Origin of the sequence: Methylobacterium sp. 1973 (assembly GCF_040545035.1) — a bacterium.
Taxonomy (GTDB): domain Bacteria; phylum Pseudomonadota; class Alphaproteobacteria; order Rhizobiales; family Beijerinckiaceae; genus Methylobacterium; species Methylobacterium fujisawaense.
This window is the reverse complement of the sequence record NZ_JBEPLA010000007.1, coordinates 1-19673: the sequence shown is the minus strand read 5'-3', so window position 1 is coordinate 19673 and position 19673 is coordinate 1. Positions and strand designations below refer to the sequence as shown.

The 19673-nt window shown below is 71.9% G+C and carries 21 protein-coding genes and 1 riboswitch; of the genes, 8 read left to right on the top strand and 13 right to left on the bottom strand.

Annotated features, from left to right (window positions below; genetic code table 11):
* Nucleotides 1-68: 68 nt before the first annotated feature.
* From ABIC70_RS14945 to hisG, 5 genes are all read left to right on the top strand, one after another.
* Entirely contained in the window at nucleotides 69-572 is a 504-nt protein-coding gene (locus ABIC70_RS14945) for a DUF3429 domain-containing protein (protein ID WP_043353871.1), read from the top strand.
* A gap of 147 nt (nucleotides 573-719) precedes the next feature.
* On the top strand, nucleotides 720-2267 hold the full coding sequence (hisS, locus tag ABIC70_RS14940; RefSeq protein WP_354439994.1) for a histidine--tRNA ligase: 1548 nt from the start codon (nucleotides 720-722) through the stop codon (nucleotides 2265-2267).
* 78 nt (nucleotides 2268-2345) lie between these two features.
* Nucleotides 2346-2588, top strand: coding sequence for a hypothetical protein (locus tag ABIC70_RS14935; RefSeq protein WP_043353874.1), 243 nt, complete (start codon nucleotides 2346-2348; stop codon nucleotides 2586-2588).
* A gap of 151 nt (nucleotides 2589-2739) precedes the next feature.
* Nucleotides 2740-3882 (top strand): ATP phosphoribosyltransferase regulatory subunit, encoded by a 1143-nt coding sequence (locus ABIC70_RS14930; RefSeq protein ID WP_043386166.1) that lies wholly within the window; start codon nucleotides 2740-2742, stop codon nucleotides 3880-3882.
* Nucleotides 3879-4871 carry an ATP phosphoribosyltransferase gene (gene hisG / locus ABIC70_RS14925; protein WP_182592663.1) on the top strand — a complete coding sequence of 331 codons (993 nt, stop codon included), beginning with the start codon at nucleotides 3879-3881 and terminating at the stop codon, nucleotides 4869-4871. Before ABIC70_RS14930 ends, hisG begins: the two co-directional genes overlap by 4 nt.
* 46 nt (nucleotides 4872-4917) lie before the next feature.
* Here the strand turns inward: hisG and ABIC70_RS14920 are convergent, their stop codons facing one another.
* From ABIC70_RS14920 to ABIC70_RS14910, 3 genes are all read right to left on the bottom strand, one after another.
* Nucleotides 4918-5271, bottom strand: a complete 354-nt coding sequence (locus ABIC70_RS14920) for a lysozyme inhibitor LprI family protein (RefSeq protein WP_043386172.1) — start codon at nucleotides 5269-5271, stop codon at nucleotides 4918-4920.
* A 67-nt stretch (nucleotides 5272-5338) separates the two neighbouring features.
* Entirely contained in the window at nucleotides 5339-5770 is a 432-nt protein-coding gene (gene hemJ, locus ABIC70_RS14915; RefSeq protein ID WP_043346260.1) for a protoporphyrinogen oxidase HemJ, read from the bottom strand.
* A gap of 10 nt (nucleotides 5771-5780) precedes the next feature.
* Nucleotides 5781-6932, bottom strand: a complete 1152-nt coding sequence (locus tag ABIC70_RS14910) for a uroporphyrinogen decarboxylase (RefSeq protein ID WP_354439993.1) — start codon at nucleotides 6930-6932, stop codon at nucleotides 5781-5783.
* Between the two features lie 463 nt (nucleotides 6933-7395).
* Between ABIC70_RS14910 and ABIC70_RS14905 the strand changes: the two genes are divergently transcribed.
* Nucleotides 7396-8226: a pyruvate, water dikinase regulatory protein gene (locus ABIC70_RS14905; RefSeq protein WP_043346269.1), complete on the top strand. Its 831-nt coding sequence runs from the start codon at nucleotides 7396-7398 to the stop codon at nucleotides 8224-8226.
* Between the two features lie 116 nt (nucleotides 8227-8342).
* Here ABIC70_RS14905 and crcB read toward each other — a convergent pair whose 3' ends face one another.
* The 10 genes from crcB to ABIC70_RS14855 all read right to left on the bottom strand — a co-directional run bounded on the left by crcB (nucleotide 8343) and on the right by ABIC70_RS14855 (nucleotide 17213).
* Nucleotides 8343-8732, bottom strand: coding sequence for a fluoride efflux transporter CrcB (gene crcB, locus ABIC70_RS14900; protein WP_091955375.1), 390 nt, complete (start codon nucleotides 8730-8732; stop codon nucleotides 8343-8345).
* A gap of 83 nt (nucleotides 8733-8815) precedes the next feature.
* Nucleotides 8816-8886: riboswitch (Fluoride riboswitch) on the bottom strand.
* A 180-nt stretch (nucleotides 8887-9066) separates the two neighbouring features.
* On the bottom strand, nucleotides 9067-9576 hold the full coding sequence (locus ABIC70_RS14895) for a hypothetical protein (RefSeq protein WP_043346263.1): 510 nt from the start codon (nucleotides 9574-9576) through the stop codon (nucleotides 9067-9069).
* Between the two features lie 178 nt (nucleotides 9577-9754).
* On the bottom strand, nucleotides 9755-10186 hold the full coding sequence (gene lanM, locus ABIC70_RS14890) for a lanmodulin LanM (RefSeq protein ID WP_043346265.1): 432 nt from the start codon (nucleotides 10184-10186) through the stop codon (nucleotides 9755-9757).
* Nucleotides 10187-10277: 91 nt separating this feature from the next.
* Nucleotides 10278-11561, bottom strand: a complete 1284-nt coding sequence (locus tag ABIC70_RS14885; protein ID WP_354439992.1) for a hypothetical protein — start codon at nucleotides 11559-11561, stop codon at nucleotides 10278-10280.
* The gene (locus ABIC70_RS14880; protein ID WP_075381014.1) at nucleotides 11555-12475 is read right to left on the bottom strand and encodes a tetratricopeptide repeat protein; all 921 of its coding nucleotides are present in this window, start codon (nucleotides 12473-12475) and stop codon (nucleotides 11555-11557) included. Before ABIC70_RS14880 ends, ABIC70_RS14885 begins: the two co-directional genes overlap by 7 nt.
* Complete coding sequence (locus tag ABIC70_RS14875; RefSeq protein WP_075381015.1) at nucleotides 12475-13404, bottom strand: vWA domain-containing protein; 930 nt, start codon at nucleotides 13402-13404, stop codon at nucleotides 12475-12477. The genes ABIC70_RS14880 and ABIC70_RS14875 overlap by 1 nt, the downstream gene beginning before the upstream one ends.
* Before the next feature lie 172 nt (nucleotides 13405-13576).
* Entirely contained in the window at nucleotides 13577-14614 is a 1038-nt protein-coding gene (locus ABIC70_RS14870) for a VWA domain-containing protein (protein ID WP_170861886.1), read from the bottom strand.
* Entirely contained in the window at nucleotides 14611-15084 is a 474-nt protein-coding gene (locus ABIC70_RS14865) for a DUF4381 family protein (RefSeq protein WP_051976194.1), read from the bottom strand. The genes ABIC70_RS14870 and ABIC70_RS14865 overlap by 4 nt, the downstream gene beginning before the upstream one ends.
* A gap of 24 nt (nucleotides 15085-15108) precedes the next feature.
* Nucleotides 15109-15978 carry a DUF58 domain-containing protein gene (locus ABIC70_RS14860; RefSeq protein WP_043386180.1) on the bottom strand — a complete coding sequence of 290 codons (870 nt, stop codon included), beginning with the start codon at nucleotides 15976-15978 and terminating at the stop codon, nucleotides 15109-15111.
* A gap of 233 nt (nucleotides 15979-16211) precedes the next feature.
* Nucleotides 16212-17213, bottom strand: a complete 1002-nt coding sequence (locus ABIC70_RS14855) for an AAA family ATPase (RefSeq protein WP_354439991.1) — start codon at nucleotides 17211-17213, stop codon at nucleotides 16212-16214.
* Between the two features lie 251 nt (nucleotides 17214-17464).
* On the opposite strand from ABIC70_RS14855, the gene ABIC70_RS14850 reads away from it, so the two are divergent.
* Both ABIC70_RS14850 and ABIC70_RS14845 read left to right on the top strand, forming a co-directional pair.
* Complete coding sequence (locus tag ABIC70_RS14850; protein WP_043346286.1) at nucleotides 17465-18175, top strand: MgtC/SapB family protein; 711 nt, start codon at nucleotides 17465-17467, stop codon at nucleotides 18173-18175.
* Between the two features lie 563 nt (nucleotides 18176-18738).
* A complete protein-coding gene (locus tag ABIC70_RS14845) occupies nucleotides 18739-19623 on the top strand; it encodes a methyl-accepting chemotaxis protein (RefSeq protein ID WP_354439990.1) in 885 nt (294 codons plus the stop codon).
* Nucleotides 19624-19673 lie beyond the last annotated feature (50 nt).

The following is a 19673-nucleotide window of genomic DNA, read 5'->3' as shown; positions in this document are numbered from 1 at the left end:
CGCGGCCGTTCCCCGTCCCGGTGCTGCAGCGCAGCAGACCGTCCAACCGAGAGTCCCCCCTGACCGCCATGCGCGACGACGCTACCGGACGCACCCTCACCACGCGCGAGCCGCGCCGGATCCCCTGGCTCGACCTCGTCTTCGGCTTCGGCCCCATGGTGCCGATCGCCGTCGGGGCCGCGGTGGCGTGGTGGCTGAACGGCCAGCCTCTCGATTATCTGGTGGCGCTGTTCACCCTGCTCTATGCGGCCTCGATCCTGCTGTTCCTGGCCGGGGTGCGCCGGGGCGTCAGCTTCCGGACCGAGGGCGGCCCGCAGGTGTCGCAGCTCGTGACGATGCTGATCCTGTACGGTCTCGGGCTGGCCAGCCTGTTCACGGCGGTGATGGGCAAGGCCGTGCCGGCGCTGGCGATGCTGATCCTCGGCTACGCCGCCATCGGGATCCTCGACCCGATCGCGGCGCGCGCCGGCGAGGTGCCGCTGGCGCATGCCCGCCTGCGTCCGCTGCAGATGCCGATCGCCGTGGTGAGCCTCGCGGCCCTGCTCTGGCTCAAGCTGACGGCGCCGTACTGAGTCCCGCCAATCGAAGCCCCGCCAACCGAATTCCCCTTTCGCGCGGCATGCTTTAGAGCCCGGCCAAGGGTTCTCCGCCCGGCGGAGACGATTCAAGATCCGATGCCGGACCCGGGCTCCGGGTCCGCGAGAAGCGAACGCGCGCACATGTCCAAGGCCGACACCCCCAAGGCCGAGAAGGCCGAGACCTTGAAGCCCCGCCTGCCGCGCGGCTTCGTCGACCGGCGCGCCGGTGAGATCGCCGCGCAGGGGCGGATGCTGGAGACGATCCGCAAGAGCTTCGAGCTCTACGGCTTCGAGGCCCTGGAGACGCCCTTCGTCGAGTACACCGAGGCGCTCGGCAAGTTCCTGCCCGACCTCGACCGTCCGAACGCGGGCGTGTTCTCGTTCCAGGACGACGACGAGGCGTGGCTGTCGCTCCGCTACGACCTGACGGCGCCGCTCGCGCGCTTCGTCGCCGAGAACTACGACGCCCTGCCCAAGCCGTATCGCAGCTACCGGGCCGGCTACGTGTTCCGCAACGAGAAGCCGGGGCCGGGCCGTTTCCGCCAGTTCATGCAGTTCGACGCCGACATCGTGGGCGCCGGCAGCGTCGCGGCCGATGCCGAGACCTGCATGCTGATGGCCGACACGCTGAACCGCCTCGGGCTCGGCGGCCAGTACGTGGTCAAGGTCAACAACCGGAAGGTGCTCGACGGCGTCATGGAGGCGATCGGGCTCGCCGGTCCCGACAAGGCCGGCCAGCGCCTGACGGTCCTGCGGGCGATCGACAAGCTCGACCGGCTGGGCGTCGACGGGGTGCGCGACCTCCTCGGCGCCGGCCGCAAGGACGAGAGCGGCGACTTCACCAAGGGCGCGGGCCTCGACGCGGCGGCGATCGGCCGGATCCTCGCCTACGTGTCGTTCCAGGCCGATGCCGGGGACGGCGCCGACAAGATGGCGTTCTGGGAGAACTTCTTCGCCGGCTGGCACGACGCGGTCGGCGCGTCCGAGACCGGCCGGGAGGGCATCGCCGAATTGCACGCGATCATGCGCCTCTGCGCCGCCGCCGGCTACGGTCACGACGTGATCCGCGCCGATCCGAGCGTGGTGCGCGGCCTCGAATACTATACCGGCCCGGTCTACGAGGCCGAGCTGACGTTTCCGGTCACTAACGAGGACGGCCAGACCGTGCGCTTCGGCTCGGTGGCGGGCGGCGGGCGCTACGACGGGCTCGTCGGGCGGTTCCGGTCCGAGCCGGTCCCGGCCACCGGCTTCTCGATCGGCGTCTCGCGGCTGTTCTCGGCCCTGCAGCTCGTGGGCAGCCCCCTGCTCGCCGGCGCCGAGGCGCCCGGGCCGGTGGTGGTGCTGGTCCTCGACCGGGAGAACATGGCCGATTACCAGCGGCTGGTGGCGCTCCTGCGCGCCGACGGCATCCGGGCGGAGCTCTACCTCGGCGCCGCCGGCATGAAGGCGCAGATGAAATACGCCGACCGCCGGCGCGCACCCGTGGCGGTGATCCAGGGCTCGAACGAGCGTCTGGCCGGCGAGGTCCAGATCAAGGACCTGATCGCGGGTGCCCAGGCGGCCGAATCCATCGCCAGCAACGCCGAGTGGAAGGCGGCGCGGCCCGCGCAGATCTCGTGTCCGGAGGCCGATCTGGTGGCGCAGGTCCGCGCCGTGCTGGCCCGGCATTTCACGGCTTCGGAGGCCTGAGGCGCGCAGGTCGAACGCGGCGGCTCCGGCGGCGTTATCCTCGGTCGGTTCCGTGGAGGGGTCGGGGGAGATGTCGGGATGCGCGCGAAGATCCTCATCCTGTCGGCCGGCCTGATCTGCGCCGGGACAGGCCCCGTCTGGGCCGCCCGGCCGGTCCTCGACCGGTTGCCGAGCGCCGTCGCCCAGGCCACCCCCGGGACCGGCAGCGCCCCCGTCCTGAGCGCCGGGATCGCCGGAGCGCCGGCCCTGACCGTGATCGCCCGCCGCAAGCCGGTCCGACGCCCCCGCGGGGCGCGTCTCGGCGGCGGCCGGCCGCTCTGAGCGGCTGCTCCGAGCGGGTGAAGTCTGTGGCGCCGTAGCGCGTATCGGTCCGCGGTACGGGGACCTGCGCAGTCCTGCGCACCGCACCGCCCTGCGACGTGTCGCCAAGTCCGGCCACGGTTGCTACAGAGCGCCCGCGAGGATGGATCCGATGACACGACCGGAGGCAGGCGAGACGGGGGCGGGGGATGCGGCGCGCACGCGGCTGCTCGCGCATTTGGCGGCGGCGGGCTATCGGCCCGTGACGCCGCCGGTGCTGCAGCCGCTGGAGCCGTTCCTCGAATTGTCGGGCGAGGACATCCGCCGGCGGATCTTCGTCACGCAGGATGCGGGCGGCGCCGAGCTGTGCCTGCGGCCGGAATTCACGATTCCCGTCTGTCGCCTCCACCGGGCGGAGGCCGACGGGCAGGTGGCCGATTACAGCTATTGCGGTCCGGTCTTCCGCCTCGCCGCCGACGAGCCCGACGAGTTCTTCCAGGCCGGCATCGAGTCGATCGGGCGCACCGACACGCCGGCCGCCGACGCCGAGGTGCTGGGTCTCGCCCTCGAGGGCCTCGCCCTGTTCGGCCGGACCGATCCGGCGGTGCGGCTCGGCGACATGGGGCTGACCGTGGCGCTCCTCGACGGCCTCGCGGTCCCGCCCGCCGCCAAGCGCCGGACGCTCCGGGCGCTGGCCGCCGGGCGCTCGCTGGACGTGGTCACCAACGGCGCCGAGGGGACCCGCCCGGAGGATCCCCATGCGGGCCTGCTGGCGGCGATCCAGGGCCAGGACCCGCGGGGCGTGCGCGCCTTCGTGGAGGACGTGCTGGCGATCGCCGGGATCTCGGCGGTGGGCGGGCGCAGCGCCGGCGAGATCGCCGAGCGCTTCCTCGCCAAGGCCTCCGCGCAGGCCCATGGCGGGGCCGGGCTCAACGCCGAGAACCGTGCGCTCCTCGACCGCTACCGGGCCATCGCCGGCCATCCGGATGCCGCCGCCCGCGACCTGCGGGCGCTGGTGGCCGACGCGGGCATCCGCCACGACGCCCTCGCGGCCGCTCTCGACCTGTTCGAGGAGCGCACCGGCTTCATCGCGGCCCGCGGGCTGCCGATCGAGCGGTTCCGCTTCCAGGGCGGCTTCGCCCGCAACCTCGACTATTATACCGGCTTCATCTTCGAGGTGACCGAAGGGCAGGGCCCGATCCTGGTCGGCGGCGGCCGTTACGACGGCCTGCTCGGCCATCTCGGCAGCCCGGCGCCCCTGCCCGCGGTGGGCTGCACCTTCTGGATCGCGCGCGTGGCGGGAGCCGGCCGATGAGTGCTTCGGACGCGACCGCCATGCCGCTGATCCTCGCCGTGCCATCCAAGGGCCGCCTGCAGGAGAACGCCAGCGCGTTCTTCGGCCGGGCCGGTCTGAAGCTCGCCCAGGGCGCCGGCGCCCGCGACTACCGGGGCAAGCTGCTCGGCGTCCCCGACGTCGAGGTGCGCTACCTCTCGGCCTCCGAGATCGCCGCGCAGCTCGCCTCGGGCGCCGCCCATCTCGGCGTCACCGGCGAGGACCTGATCCGCGAGACCCTGCCGGACGTGCGCGGCCAAGTGGAGCTGCTGACGCCGCTGGGCTTCGGCAACGCCACCGTGGTGGTCGCCGTACCCCAGGCCTGGATCGACGTGCGCGACATGTCCGACCTCGACGAGGTCGCCGCCGGCATGCGCACCCGCCACGGGCGGCGCCTGCGAGTCGCCACCAAATACGTGAACCTGACCCGCCGGTTCTTCGCCGAGAAGGGCGTCGCCGATTACCGGATCGTCGAGAGCCTCGGCGCCACCGAGGGGGCGCCGGCGGCGGGCTCGGCCGAGATCGTGGTCGACATCACCACGACGGGGGCGACACTCTCCGCCAACGCCCTGAAGGTGCTGGACGACGGCATCATCCTGCGCTCGGAGGCGAACCTCGTCGCCTCGCTGAAGGCGCCCTGGGGCGAGGGCCAGCGGGCGGCGCTCCGCACCGTGCTCGGCCGCATCGCCGCCGAGGAACGCGCCCGGACCACCCGGGAGGTGCGGGGCGCCCTGCCGGAGAGCGGCACCATCGACCTCGCCACCCTGGCGGGCCTGCACGAGGCCGAGCTGCCCTACGGCGCCCCGAAGGGCCCGGAGGGCGAGATCGTCCTGCGCTGCCCTGAGGGCGCGGTGTTCGACCTCGCCGGCGCCCTGGTCGAGGCGGGGGCGCGGGCCGTGACGGTGCGGCGGGTCGACTATGCCTTCGCGGCCGAGAACCCGCTGGCGGAGCGGCTGCTGGCGCGGCTCTGAGGAGGCCGGACCGTCGTGGTGGTGTCCTTGCGGAGCACCGCGACGGCTACGGGCCCTGCTTGGCGAATTCGGACAGTACCCCGCGCAGCACCTTGAGCCGCCCGTCGTAGGCGGCTGTCAGGCAGGCGACGTCGCCGCTGCAGGCGCGCCGCTCCGTCAGCCACGCCTCCTGATCGTCGCGCAGCTTGGCTTGGCCGCCCATGGGCAGCACGCTCTTCAGGATCTCGAACCGGGTCGCCATCTCGACGTCCCGGTCGTTGAGGGGGAGATGGGCACAGATCGCCTTCTCGTCCGGAGCCTCGGCCCTGTCGCACGGAAAGCTCGCGGCCCGGGCAGCCGGGGCGGCGATCGGAGCCGCGAGGGCGGCGAGGGCCAGGGCGAGGACGAGCGGCTTCGGCATGGCCAGGAAACGGCCCGGCGGCGGAAAGGCTCCGCGCAGCGCGGCAGCCGGGTGAATCGACCCGGGATCAGAAGCCCGGCTTGACGATCGCCAGGATGACGATGCCGATCATGAGAAGCGTCGGCACCTCGTTGAGCACCCGGTAGAACCGATGACCGCGGGTGTTCCGGTCGGCGGCGAAATCCTTGACCATCCGGGCGAGCCAGCCATGGATACCGGTCATCGCCAGCACCAGCGCGAACTTCGCCTGGAGCCAGGGGCTCGCATAGAAGCCGCTCATCCAGGCGAGCGCCACCCCGAACAGCCAGGTGGCGATCAGGGCCGGGTTCATGATCGCCTTGAGCAGGCGGCGCTCCATCACCTTGAAGGTCGCGCTCTGCGCCTCCGAACCCGGCGGCAGGCTCGCATGGTAGACGAACAGCCGCGGCAGGTAGAGCATGCCCGCCATCCAGGCGATCAGGCTGATGACGTGGCCGGCCTTGATCCAGTCGTACAGCACGGGCGCAGCCTCAACCCTGGCCGCGCAGCCGGGCGAGCATCCGCTCGACATGGGCCACCGGCGTCTGGGGCGTGATGCCGTGGCCGAGGTTGAAGATGTGCGGCCGGCCGGCGGTCGCCTCCAGGACGGCATCCACCGCCGCGTCGAGGGCCGCGCCGCCCTCGATCAGCGTCTCGGGATGGAGGTTGCCCTGCGTCACCGTGGTGGCCGGCACCGTCGCCCGCAGGGCCTTCAGGTCCACCCCCCAGTCGACGCCGACGGCATCGGCGCCGGTCTCCGGCACCACCCGGGCATGGCCGTCGAGGCCCGAGCCGCGGGCGAACACGATGATCTTGGCGCCCGGCACCCGGGCGCGGACGCCCGCCACCATCCGGGCGATCGGCTGCAGGGACCAGCGGGTGAGGGCGTCCGCCGCGGGCGCGCCCGGCAGGGCGCTCTCCGCCACGTCGCCGACGGGCTCGACGGTGCCGTCGGAGGTCGGCACGGCGAGGGGCAGCGTGCCGGCATGGGACTCGAAGATCTGCACGGCGTCGGCGCCGGCCTCGAGCTGGCGCACGAGGTAATCGGTCTGCACCGTGACGAGGCGGTCGATCAGCGCGTCCACCAGCGTCGTGTCGCCCTCGGCCAGCGCCCGCGCGGGGGCGAGGTCCGGGGTGCCGCGACCGCCGATCATGTAGCTCGCCACCGTCCAGGGGGCGCCGCAGAAGCCGAGCAGCGTGGTCTCGCCGGGCAGTTCCGCGCGCAGCCGGGTCACCGTCTCGAAGACCGGTGCGAGATGGGTCATCACCGCCGGGTCGCCGGCCTCGCGCAGCTTCGAAAAGGCCTCCCGGCCGTCGAGGGGATCGAGGCGCGGCCCCTCGCCCTCCACGAAGCGCACGTCCTGACCGAGCGCATGGGGCACGACCAGGATGTCCGAGAACAGGATCGCGGCATCGAAGCCGAACCGCCGGATCGGCTGGAGCGTCACCTCGACGGCGAAGTCGGGGCTGTAGCAGAGGTCGAGGAACGAGCCGGCCTCGGCCCGGGTCGCCCGGTATTCCGGCAGGTAGCGGCCGGCCTGCCGCATCATCCAGGCGGGGGGCGGACCGATCGCCTCCCCGTCGAGGACGCGCAGCACCTTCCGCTCGGACTTGCGCTCCGTCCCCGTCATCGTCGTTCCCATCCCGTATCCGTCATCCCGCATGCCCGTCGGCGGGCCTCCTGTCGAGTCGAGGCGCGCCGATCCCCACACAGGCCCCTTCGAAAAGAAAAGAGAGAATCTAGGACTCTGTTTTTTCTCTTGGGGGGCCGAATCACGGGGGCACAAAAGCGTCCACAGGCGGTCCCCGGCGCCGCGCCGTTAACGAGGCTTTAAAGGATTTGCTCCATCTTGCGAGAACGACCAGATCCGACAGCGCCTTGGCAACGCCGAGTCGTGTGCGGACCCCGGACGCGTCCCGGATTCTCCCAGTGAGGCGGAATCCATGCGCCCCGATCGTCTGCCTGTGAACGGCGGAGTCGATAGCGCGCACCGGTATCGCCCTGGACCGGCCCGGCGGGGCATCCTATCCACACTCATCGACTCCCCTGGCGGCCGGCGGTGGACAACGTGGGCGCCGCGAAAGGCGACCGCAGAGGCGATCGGAATGGGCCGCAGCTACTTCCACCTCCACCTCGTCTCCGACTCCACCGGCGAGACGCTGATCAATGTCGGGCGCGCGGCGGCCGCGCAGTACGAGGGCGTGTCGGCGATCGAGCACGTCTATCCGCTGGTGCGCTCGGCCGCGCAGCTCGACCGGGTGATCTCGGAGATCCGGGCGGCGCCGGGTCTCGTCCTCTACACCCTGGTGGGGGGCGACCTCGGCGAGCGGCTGGAGGAGGTCGCCCGGGAGACCGGCTCGCCCTGCCTGTCGGTGCTGCGGCCGGTCCACGACCTGCTGCGCGCCTATCTCGGCGCCGAGACCACAGCCCGGCCCGGCGCCCAGCACATGCTGAACGCCGAGTACTTCAAGCGCATCGACGCGATGAACTTCACCCTGGCCCACGACGACGGCAACCTGCCGGAGGATCTCGAGGACGCGGACGTCATCCTGCTCGGCGTCAGCCGGACCTCGAAGACGCCGACCTCGATCTACCTCGCCAATCGCGGCCTCAAGACCACCAACCTGCCGCTGGTGCCGGGCATGCCGCTGCCGCCGGCGATCGAGCGCGCCCGCAAGCCCCTGGTGGTCGGGCTGTTCGCCTCGCCGGAGCGGATCGTGCAGATCCGCCAGAACCGGCTCTCCAGCCTCAACGCCGACGAATCGTCCCTCTACGTCGACCGCTCGGCGGTGGCGGACGAGATCACCGCCTCCCGCCGGCTGTTCACCCGGAACCGCTGGCCGACCATCGACGTGACGCGCCGCTCCATCGAGGAGACCGCGGCGGCGATCGTCGACCTCTACCGCGACCACCGGCTGAAGTTCATCGCGGATTGAGAGGGGTTTCCGAAGGGCTCAGCCCTTTGGCGGGGTCCGGGGGCGGAGCCCCTGAACGACCCGGGCTCCGCCCCGGATCCGCAAGAGGTCGCAGCCCTTTTGAAGCCGGGACGGCCTCAGCTGCCGCTCAGGACCGCCCGCACCAGGGTGAGGCCCGCCACCAGCCCGATCAGACCGGTCGCCACCGAGGCCCCAACGTAGAGGGCGGCGGCGGCGGTCTCGCCCCGGTGGTACAGGCTGATCGCGTCGAGGGAGAAGGTCGAGAAGGTGGTGAAGCCGCCGAGCACGCCCGTGGTCAGGAACAGCCGTGCCGGGTGACCCGCCGCGCCGCGCAGGGCGAAGCCCTCGGCGAGCACGCCCATCAGGAACGAGCCCAGCACGTTGATGATCAGCGTGGCCAGTGGGAAGCCGAGGCCCGGCAGCAGCCGGGCGACCGCCACGTTGATCCCGTGGCGGCACCCGCCCCCGAGCCCGGCTCCGACAACGACGATGAGGGTGTTGATCATGCCGGCCCTTCCTGTTCGGTCGGGCAGCCACGTCCTGTCGCGGCTTCGGCGCACGGCCCCACCGCGGACGGCTGAGGCGCGCCCGTGCGGTAGGAGCCATCAGCCCGGCCTCCGAGTCGGGCGGTTGTCGGGGCGCTCCATCCCCATCGGGACAGGCTTAGCGCAGGATGCCGGGAAGGGGAATCCGGTTTTCCGGCTCCCGCGCTGGTGGGTCGGGGGGGCGCGGCGGGTTCACAGATCGGTTCGGATCGGCGCGGGTCCCCTCCCGTGCGAGAGCGGACCCGCGCCCTGTCATGAACCCACCGTGCTGGATCGATCGGCGAAGCCGCAAGGCTCAGCGAGCGTAGGCGAAGTGGCTGCGCTGCTCGATCTGGGCGGCATAGAAATCCTCGACCACCTCGCGGACCACCTCGGCCAGCTCGTCGCCCCGGTGCTCGTCGAGCTGGATGTCGCTGCCGACGGTCCGGCCGATGGCGCAGCTCGCAGCCCCCGGCACGAGGCGCTCGTTGTAGCGCTGGTTCAGGCCCGAGACCGAGATGTAGTTGCTGCCGCCGAGTTCCGGACCGTACTTGATCTTGATCTTCTGCTCGGTGTCGGTCCCGCGCAGCCGCGCGCAGAGGCTGATGAAGTTGTCCTGATCGATCTTGGCCTCGAGGCCGGTGATGCTGCCGTGGACGTTGTCCTCCTCGTTGAGCACCTCGGCCATGAGGTTCAGGACGCCGACCACCGGCTCCAGCGCCCGGGCGCCTTCCTCCAGGAGTTTCTTGCGGAAGTCGTTGCTGCGGGCATCCGCCTCCTGCAGCCGCGCGCGGAACCTGTCCTTGACCTCGTTGGCGCGTGCCATCGCGCTCCTCCCTGGTGGTTCATCCGATGCTTTGCCGCCCGGATGACCGAAACCTACGAGGCCAATTCAGATGAAGCAAGATAGTGCAAAATATTGATGCCTGCCCAGAACTTGAGCCGTTGCACAGGAATAATACTTGCTCATGGACTGTGCAACGGCGGGTCTCCGGGATCCGCGCCTATTTCAGGAGCTGCAGCAGGCTGCGTCCGGCCGGGGTCTTGAGTTCCTTGGCGTCGAGCGTGCCGTCCTTGTCGGGATCGGCCGCCTTGAAGCGCTGCTCGACCAGGGCGAGGTATTCCTTGCGGTCGAGGGTGCCGTCGTTGTCGGTGTCGGCGGCCTTCAGGTCCGTCTTGCTGACCCGGCCCTTCAGCTCCTTGGCGTCGACGGTCCCGTCCTTGTCGGTCTCGGCGGCGTCGAAGACCTTGCCGGCCGCGGCCTGGGCCTCGGCCAGATCGATCGTGCCGTCCTTGTCGGTGTCGACCATCTTCAGCGTGCGCTCGGTGCCGGAGGACCGGGCGAAGGCCGCCGACGGCAGCGCGGTGGGGACGACCAGGCCGAGGACGAGCATCGCGGCCAGCGCACATGCGGGTCTGTTCAGGATCGCGGGCATGAACGAAATCTCCGGTGGCGATCAGCGCCGGCAGCCCAAGCCGCCATGCGGCGCGCCGTTCCCGGAGGCGCGTTCACAAGCCGACGATCAGTCAGCGGGCCGGACCGTCGAGGGGGGCGAGCCGGTCCGGTTCCCGCGCAGCAGCGGCGACCGGTTCGGACCGGGACAGGGCGTTGGCCAATGCCCTCAGGTCCGGGACCGGCGCGCCCGATGCGCCGAACACCGACCGGTCGAGAGCCGCGAAGGATGCGACAAGACCGGGCCGCGCCTGCCAGATGCGAGCCAGATCCGGCGCTTCCCGCATCGCCGTATCCAGGACCGCGCGGAACCCGGCGGGATCTCCGGAACGGGCCGCCGCCTGCAGCGCGCGCCGGGTCGGGCGAGACAGGCGCAAGGAGGGCCGGCCAAGGCCGAAGCCGATCAGCGCCAAGCCCAGCCCGAAGGCGGCCAGCGCCGAGGCGGCGACCACGAGCGGCGAGGGGATCGCGGGGGGCGCCCGGTCGGTCTCCCGGTCGGGCAGGCCGCCGCCGATCTGCCGGGCCGGGATCTCGGTCTCGCGCATGGTGCGGGTGTTGGTGTCGAACCACGGGATCGCGATGGCGTCGAGGGGGATGATCTCCGGCACGCCGGGCTTCACGTCCCACTGGTAGGTGGCCCGCGCCACGGGGCCCGAGGGGGTCAGCAGGGTCTCGCGGGTGACGGGCCCCGCGAAGGTGATGATGCCGCGGGTGCGCATGACCGGCCGGGGCGGCAGGCCCTCCGCCACCATGCCCTGCGCCTCCAGGGTGACGATCCGGCGGGTGGTCTCGCCGACCTTGATGGTCTCGGGATCCGGGCTCCAGGAATCGGTGATCGCCACGTCCTTGGCCGGCAGCCACCAGGGCTCCTTGGCGTCGGGGCCGCCGCTGGGCTCGGTCCATTGTGCGACCGGGAAGGGGATCGGCTTCGAGCGTACCTCGACCACCCGCCGCTCGCCGACATCGTTGACGGTGAGCTTGTGGGTGAACGGCTCGATGGTGAACTGCCCGGCATGGTGCGGGAAGACCGCCACGGTGCGGTCGAACGCGATGGCGCTCTGGCCGTCGGGAAGCTTGGTCTTGCTCCAGTGATCCCGGCCGAGCTGCGTCCAGGAGAAGTTGGCGAGGGAGGGCTGCACCACCTCCTCGAGCAGGATCGGCTGCTTGTAGACCCCGTGGATCTTCAAGAGCACCATCTCGCGGGAGAAAGGCGCGCTGTTGCCGTTCAGTTCGGCGGTCACCGTCAGGGTGAGGTCGCCCGGCTCGATCTCCGCGCGGGCGGGGAGGGGAGCGAGGAGGGAGGCGAGGAGGAGGAGCGCGCGGGCGCGCCTCTCGAAGACCCCAGAAAAACTCACCACGGGTTGCTCCCGGCGGGAATCGCGGTGCCGGCCTCGACCCGGCGGGTCTGCTCGGCGCGCAGGCGCAGCTTGAGATAGCGGCCGGGATCGTCCGGCAGGGTCTGGAGCCAGAGCCGGTCCGGTCGGATCTCGTGGGCCTCGAAGCTCTTGGTCACCCGGCGGACCTCGCGCTCGGGCGCCTCGGCCACCATGGCGGAACCGCCCCCGGTCCGGCCCCGGCCCGCCGCGTCGCCGGCCGAGCCCCGGGCCTGGCCCTTGCCGGTGTCGATCGATTGCTGCTCGGCCTTGCCCCGGCGGGACACCTTGCTGTTGCCGGGCAGCGACGCGCTGGCGTTCGATTCCTTGTTGCCGGCGAGCCCCTCGCCGCTGGAGGCGGCGTTGATGTCGTTGTTCTGGTCCTGGTTGGCGGTGTTGTTGTAGCGGGCACCGTACTGGGCTGTGCCGTTGGCGATGCCGCCGCCGGGCCCGCGATCGATCACCTCGGCCCGCATCCGGGCGATCAGCGAGCGGTTGGCCTGGGCGTCGGCGTCGCGGGGGTTGAAGCGCAGGGCCTCGTCGTAGGCCGCCAGCGCGCCCTCGAGGTCGCCCGCCTTCGCGAGCGCGTTGCCGAGATTGTAGCTCGCGCGCCGCCCGCCGGTGCGGAACAGCGCGATCGCGTCCGCGTAGCGGCCGGCCTCGTAGAGCGCGGCGGCGCGCCAGGCCGGATCGACGAAGACGTCCGCGGCCAGCCCCGGCAGGCCGAGGCCCATCAGCAGGCGCCCGAAGCCGGTCCGGGGCTGCGAGACGGCGAGCAGCGCCAGGAGGCCGATCCCCGCCAGTGCCAGGCCGGCGATCCGGGCGCGGCGGCGCCAGCGCGGCGGCAGGCCGGCGCGGAGCGGGACGGCGAAGCCCGTGTCGGGGAGGGTGAGCCGCATCAGGCGCTCCTGCGGAACAGGACCAGGACCGGCAGGGCTGCCAGCAGCAGCAGCCAGCGCCCGAGATCCGCATAGGCCAGGACGCCGTAGCCGCCCGCCGCGAGGTGCTGACTGAGCCCGGCGCCGACCACGTCGAGCACCGGGCCGGGGGTCGCGATGTCGGCGACGGTGCCGCCGCCGGCCCGGACGAGGGCGTCGAGGGCGGCCCGGTCGGGCTTCGGTGCGCCGGGCGGCAGCGGCTTGTCGGCGGGGACGAACAGCGCCTGGAGCCGCCAGCCGTGCTCGGCGATGGCGCGGGCCTCGCGGGTGGCGGCCTCGCCGATGCCGTCGCCGTCGCTGATCAGCACCACGTCGGCAGCCACGACGTTGGCCTCCGCCAGGGTGCGGCGGGCCAGCGCCAGCCCACGCTCGGGATGGGTGCCGCGGTCCGGCACCGTGTCGGCATCGAGGGCGAACAGGGTGGTGCCGAGGCTGTCGCGGTCGGTGGTGGGGGAGGCGGCGAGGTAGGCGTCGCCCGCGTAGACCACGAGGGCGACCGCCCGGGTGCCGGCGGCCTCGGCGACGGCGGCGGCGGCCTGCCGGACGCCCTGGAGGTTGCCGCCCTCCGTGACCGAGCGGGACAGGTCGACGACGATCACGGTCTCGTCGAGGTTGCGGAAGGTCCGCCCGTCCGCCCGCTCCACCGCGGGGCCGGTGAGCGCGAGGGCGATCAGCCCGGCCGCCAGGGCGGCGGCGAGGTTCGCCTGCCGCCGGCCGCCCAGCACCGCGCCGGTGCGGGCGAGATGGGCCATCAGCGCCGGATCCACCGCCCGGGCCCAGTCGCCCAACGGCGCCGAGCGCCACGCGGCGCGGAGCGCCAGCAGGACGACCACCGGGATCGCCAGGAACCACCAGGGGCGCAGCAGCGCGAAGGCGTCGAGGAAGCTCATCGGGCGGCGTCTCCCACCCGGATCCCCTCATCCCGAGGTGACCGCGCAGCGGGCCTCGAAGGAGGGCTCCAGGGATCGCGCGGCCGGCGGGAGGGCTCCTTCGAGGCCTCCGCTGCGCTCGGGCACCTCAGGATGAGGGCGTGTGCCGGACAGGCGGCGAAACGTGGATCCCTCACGCCCCCCTCCGGCTGGCCAGCAGGGCGGCGGCGGCCAGCAGCGCCAGGGCGGCCGGCCAGGGCCAGAGGTCCCGGCGCAGGGGCAGGGGCGGAGCCAGGGCGCGGCCACCCTCCAGCCGGTCGATGGCGTCGGCGACGCGGACCAGATCCTCGGTGGTGCGCACCCGGAACGCCTCGCCGCCGCTCGCCTGCGCCATGTCGCGCAGGGTCTCGGTGTCGACCACGTCCTGCTCGCCATCGGCATCGGCCATGTCGCGGGGCCCCAGCGCGATGGTGTAGATCTTGATGCCCAGCGTCTTGGCGAGGTCCGCCACGTCCTTGGGGGCGGTCTGGCCGGCATTGTTGGCGCCGTCCGAGAGCAGGATCACGGCTTTCGCGGCCTTGGCGCCGGACTGCCTCCCGGAGGCGGCCTCGCCGTCCGCATCCCGCGGGTCCAGGCGGCGCAGGGCGAGGCCGAGGCCGTCGCCGATCCCGGTGGAGCGGCCGCTGATGCCGATCGTCGCCTCGTCGAGGGCGCGGGCGACCGCGGCAGTGTCGAAGCTCAGGGCCGCCGCCACGTAGGCCTGGTCGGCGAAGATCACGAGGCCGATCCGGTCCCCGGCCCGGCGGCGGATGAAGTCGGTGCCGACGCGCTTGACCGCGGTGAGCCGGTTCACGGTCTCGCCGTCGAGGGCGAAGTCGCGCCGCTCCATCGAGCCCGACAGGTCCATGGCGATCATGATCTCGCGGCCCGAGGCCGGGAGCGCGGCCGCCGGCATGACGAGGCGCGGACCCGACAGGGCCGCCACCAGGGCGATCCAGAGCGTCCAGGTCAGCAGGGCCCGCCGCCGCCCCCGGGCCGCGAGGTCGGCGCCGGAGCGCGCCCCGCCCACCAGCGTGCCGGGCACGCGCAGGGCGCCGCTGCCGCCCTCGGGCTCGGCCGGGATCAGGCGGGCGGCCAGCAGGGGCAGGGGGAGGGCCAGGAGCGCCCAGGGCGCGGCGCAGTCGAAGGCCGACAGGAGGGCGCTGAGCCATGCGGGCAGGAACGCGCTCATGCCCGCAGCCGTCCGATCAGGCGGCCGAGTTCGGCGTCCAGGGCGTCGAGGTCGGGATCCTGCCGCCGGTACAGCCCGTCGGCGAGCACCCGGCCGGCGCCCCGGGTGAAGAAATCGGTCCTGAACAGCGCGTCCAGGCGGGCGGCCCAGTCGGCGCCCGTCGCCCGGGCCTCGGTCTCGCCGCCGAGGGTCCGGCCGAGACGGCGCAGGAGCCGGGCCTGGGCGACGAGGCGCGCCTCCGGATCGAGGTTCCGGCTCCGGGCGAGTTCGGCCAGCGCCGCCCGGCGGATGCCGGCCCGCGCCCGGCCGCGCCCGTAGCGGACGAGCCCCACCAGCAGGGCGGCGAGGAAGCCCAGAGCCGCCGCGGCGACGACCTCGCCCTGCAGGGCGCCGGCGGCGCCGCCGGGCAGATGCAGGCCCCGAAGCTGTTCGAGGGACAGGGGAATCTCGGCGGGAGTGACGGGGTTCATCGGATCGGACCGCCGTGTCGGACCTCACAGCACCGCATCGAGGCGCTCCATGAGCGGCGCATAGGCCTCCGGGCCGGTCTCGACGTCGAGGCGCACGCCCGCGATGCCGCGCCGGGCATAGTCGGCGAGCCGGGCCTCGGCGGATTCGCCCGCCGGCCCGGCCGCCGTCGGCAGCGCGGTCCCGCGGCGGCCATCCGCGAGGGCGAAGGGGTAGTATCCCGGTGGCCGGGCGCGCTCGAAGGCGTCGCTCACCAGGATCAGCCGGATGGCGATCCGCTCGGCGAGCAGCGTCAGGAGCTCGTCGAAGCCCGGGCCGGGATCGTCGAGGGCGCTGGCGATGACGAGGTGGCCGCCGGCCGGCAGCAGGCTGCGGGCGAGGGCGAGGGTCGCCTCGAGCGGCGGCTCCGCGTGGGCCCGCGAACCGGACTCGGTCCCGAGGGCGTCGGCATGGGCCTGGGCGAGGGCGCCGGTCACCGCGATCATGGCGCGCTCGCCGCCCGCCGGCCGCAGCACGGTCGGCGCGCCGGCCGAGGCCACCGCGAGGCCGACCCGGCCGCCATCGGCCGCGACCCGCCAGCCGAGCAGCGCCAGGGCCTCGGCGGCCGCCACCGAGCGCAGGGCCCGGCGGGTGCCGAACAGCATGGAGGGCCGGAAATCGGCGAGCAGCACCACGGCGCGGTCGCGCTCGTCGTGGTGGGTGCGGACATGCAGCTGCCCGGTGCGGGCCGTGGCGTTGCGGTCGATGAAGCGGCGGTCGTCGCCCTCGGACCAGAGGCGGACATCCTCCGGCTCGGAGCCGCGGCCGCGGCGCCGGGTGACGATGCCGCCGGGCAGCCCTGCCAGGGTCCGGGTGGCGGGCGCGGAACCCCGCCGGGCGAGGTGGCGCAGGCCCATCAGCGCCTCGCCCGAGAGGTGGATGCCCGCGGCGCTTCCCGTTCCTCCCCCCTTTGCGGGGGCCCCGGCCGTCAGGCCGGGTCGGGCGAGGGGAGCGACGCTTCCGGACGGGTCGCGACGGGCGCCATTTCCCGACCCGTCGCGCTGCCCCGCTTCCCCGCTGCCGCGCAGGGTCTCCTCCCCCGCAGAGGGGGGCGGGGAAGCACGTCCCGGAATCCGGAGCCCGAACACCGTCAGAGCGCCCGCACCCGCTGCACCAGCTCGCCGACGAGGCCGCGCGCCGTCTTGCCCTCGGCGGCCGCCCGCCAGGTCAGGCCGATGCGGTGGGACAGGGCGTCCCGGGCGAGGTCCGTGACGTCCTCGGGGATGACGTGGTCGCGGCCCCGCAGCCAGGCCCGGGCCTTGCCGGCCATCATCAGCGCCAGGGTGCCCCGCGGCGAGGCCGGGTGCTCGATCATGGCGCGCAGGTCCGGGGCCGCCGCATCGGTGCGGGTCGCCGCCACCAGCCGCACGAGATAGTCCTTGAGGGCCGGCGACACGTAGGTGGAGAGCGCCGCCTCCCGGGCCGCGCGCACATCCGCCAGCGACAACCGCATGGTCATGGTGTCGACGTGGTGGGTGATCTCGCCCTCCACGAGGTCGAGGATCGCCCGCTCCGTGGTCTCGTCGGGCATGTCGACCACGACGTGCAGCAGGAAGCGGTCGAGCTGCGCCTCCGGCAGCGGGAAGGTGCCGGCATGCTCGATCGGGTTCTGGGTCGCCACGACCATGAACGGATCGGACAGGCGGTGGGTGGTCCCTGAGACCGTCACCTGCCCCTCGGCCATGGACTCGAGGAGCGCCGACTGCACCTTCGGCGGCGCGCGGTTGACCTCGTCCACCAGCACGAGGGCGTGGAACAGGGGCCCCGGCAGGAACTCGAACGTGCCGCTGTCCTGGCGCCAGACGGTGGTGCCGGTGAGATCGGCCGGCATCAGGTCCGGGGTGCACTGGATGCGCGCGAAGGAGCCGTCGAGCCCGTCGGCGAGCCGCTTGACCGCGCGGGTCTTGGCCAGCCCCGGCGCGCCCTCGATCAGCAGGTGGCCGCCGGTGAGCAGCCCGATCAGCAGGCGCTCGACGAGGCCGGCGCTGCCGATCAGGCCGCGCTCCAGCCCCTCGCGGAGCGCCATGACGCGGCCGTGCAGGGCGTCGTCGGGAACGGTGTCGGGCCGACGCTCGGCGAGGGCGCCGCTCATACGCGGACGCATCCTGTGCGGCAGGATCTTGCGCTGCGGGATCTTGCGCGGACCCCGTCCGCCGCTCGGGCCGTGTGCTGCATCCTGCACGTCTCCTCGACCGGGTCCCGAATTCTTAAGGGATCCTCAGGCTCTTGCCGGTGTGCCCGCTGCCCGGTGCGGCCGTCAATCCCGGTTCGGATACGCTTACGGATCCGGGCCGGGCCATGGTGTCACGGTTTCGTCACCTCCCCGCTCCCATGAGACCGCGGATGATCAGCTACACCGCCCTCCCCGAAGAACTGAAATCCGCCATCGGCCTGCTCGTGGCCTTCGTGCTCGGCACGATCATCGGGGCCGAACGCCAGTACCGGCAACGCACCGCGGGCCTGCGGACGGCCGTGCTGGTCGCGGTGGGAGCGAGCGCCTTCGTGGATCTCGGCATGCGGCTCACCGGCCCGGACGGGGGCGTCCGCACGGTGGCCTATGTGATCTCCGGCATCGGCTTCCTCGGCGCCGGCGTGATCATGAAGGAGGGCATGAACGTCCGCGGCCTCAACACGGCCGCGACCCTGTGGTGCTCGGCGGCCGTCGGGGCGTTCTGCGGTGCGGACCTGCCCCTGGAGGCCGTGTTCGTGATGGTGACGGTTCTAGCCTGCAACACCGCGCTCCGGCCGCTGGTGAATGCCATCAACCGCGCGCCGATTCGCGAATCCGCCACCGAGGCGACCTACGAGGTCCAGGTCACCACGGCGCCCGGCGAGGCCGGTCCGGCGCAGGATCTGCTGGTGGAGCGCCTGGAGGCGGCGAACTACCCGGTCGGCAGCGTCGAGGTGGAGGAGCGGGGCGAGACCGCGGTGGATGTGGTGGCGACCCTGACGGCCAGCGCCGTGAAGGCCGAGGAGCTCGACGCCGTCACGGCCGAACTGGCCCGCGCCCCGGGTATTCGTCACGCCACGTGGTCGGTCCAGACCGCCGACTGATCTGTTTTCGGCTCAAAGCTCGGTCCGTTCGACCGGAGCGGCGGCCGGTTCCGATCCAAGTCGGTCGTCCAGGTTGCCCTCGGAACTCATCCGAAGCGGTCGTTGAAAAAGGGGATAGTGACTCAGCAGCCACAGCGGAGTGAACACGCACTTTGAGCGGGAACCGCCGATCATGAGCGCTGTTTGCGAGCCCATGACCCAACTGTCCAGCTGACCCGACCGATCACCCCTAACCGTATCGACGATCTTCATGGCCCTAGGGATCGGCTGCCTAAGTGCGGCCATCGCTATGGCTTTGATCTAGGGGCAGATCACCGCAATCGGGCTGGTACCCAGCGCTGCCATGCGGCCGCCAACCCCACCCAGCCGCTCAGCTGATGATGCAAATGTTACAAAAGCGGACGCTCCAGGTTGCGTTGAACGCTCTATAAAAGCAAATTAAAGAGTCATTAATGCAATCTAAATCGAATATTTACTCTGATAACGCTTGAGGAATTCAACCTGCATCAATGTAGGCCTAACGCACGTTCTGCGCACTCGCAGGAAGGGCCGACATCCGCGCGATGGGCAATAACTCTACGACATCAATCCCGCAGCGGCGCCGAAAGCTCACGCTAGCGATCAAAATCAGCTTACTCGGCACGCTGTTACTCATCTTCGCCACAACATGTCTCGCCACTCTGCTGATCGTCCAAATGCGTGGTGAATTGCTTACTCGCGCGGAGGCCTCGCTCGACAACAATCTGCGACTTCTTCAGCAACTTCTCTCGGATGAGGGCACCGCTGGATCGTTCAGCGTCCGGGATGACCGCTTGTATGTTGGCTCGCACGCTATCGACACCGCCGACAGCGCCGTGGACCGGGTACGAAGAATCATCGGTGGCACCGCGACTATCTTTCGAGGTGACACGCGCGTGGCGACCAACGTGATCAAGCCAGATGGCACGCGCGCCGTCGGCACCAAGCTGGCGCCGGGCCCGGCCTACGAGGCCGTGCTAAGCCGAGGGGTCCCGTACCGCGGGGAGGTGGATGTACTGGGGACGCCCTACTTGGCGCATTATGAGCCGATCCGAGACGCCGCCGGAACCGTCATCGGGATACTCTACGTGGGCGTGAAGCTGTCTGACTTCCTGGCCGGCGTCGATGCGGCCCTCCGGCAGACGGTCCTCATAGGGCTTCTGGTGACACTCGCCGCCGTCGGTCTCCTCTGGCTGGCGTTGCGTCGTGCCCTGGCTCCGTTGACGAGCCTGCGCGTGGTCATGGGCCATCTGTCCGAGGGCAATTTGGCGGTTACGGTCGTCGGCACGCAGCGCACCGACGAAATCGGTGTGATGGCTGCCGCTGTACAGGTGTTCAAGGACAATCTCGTCCGAGCCCGCAAGTTGGAAGAGGAGACGGCCTTAGGGTGTGAACCGAACCAAGGCGTTGCAGGGTTTGTCGTTTTGTGATTCCAGGCGGCCGTTTTGCGGCCTGGAGGTAGCGATGGCGGACCTGTTCT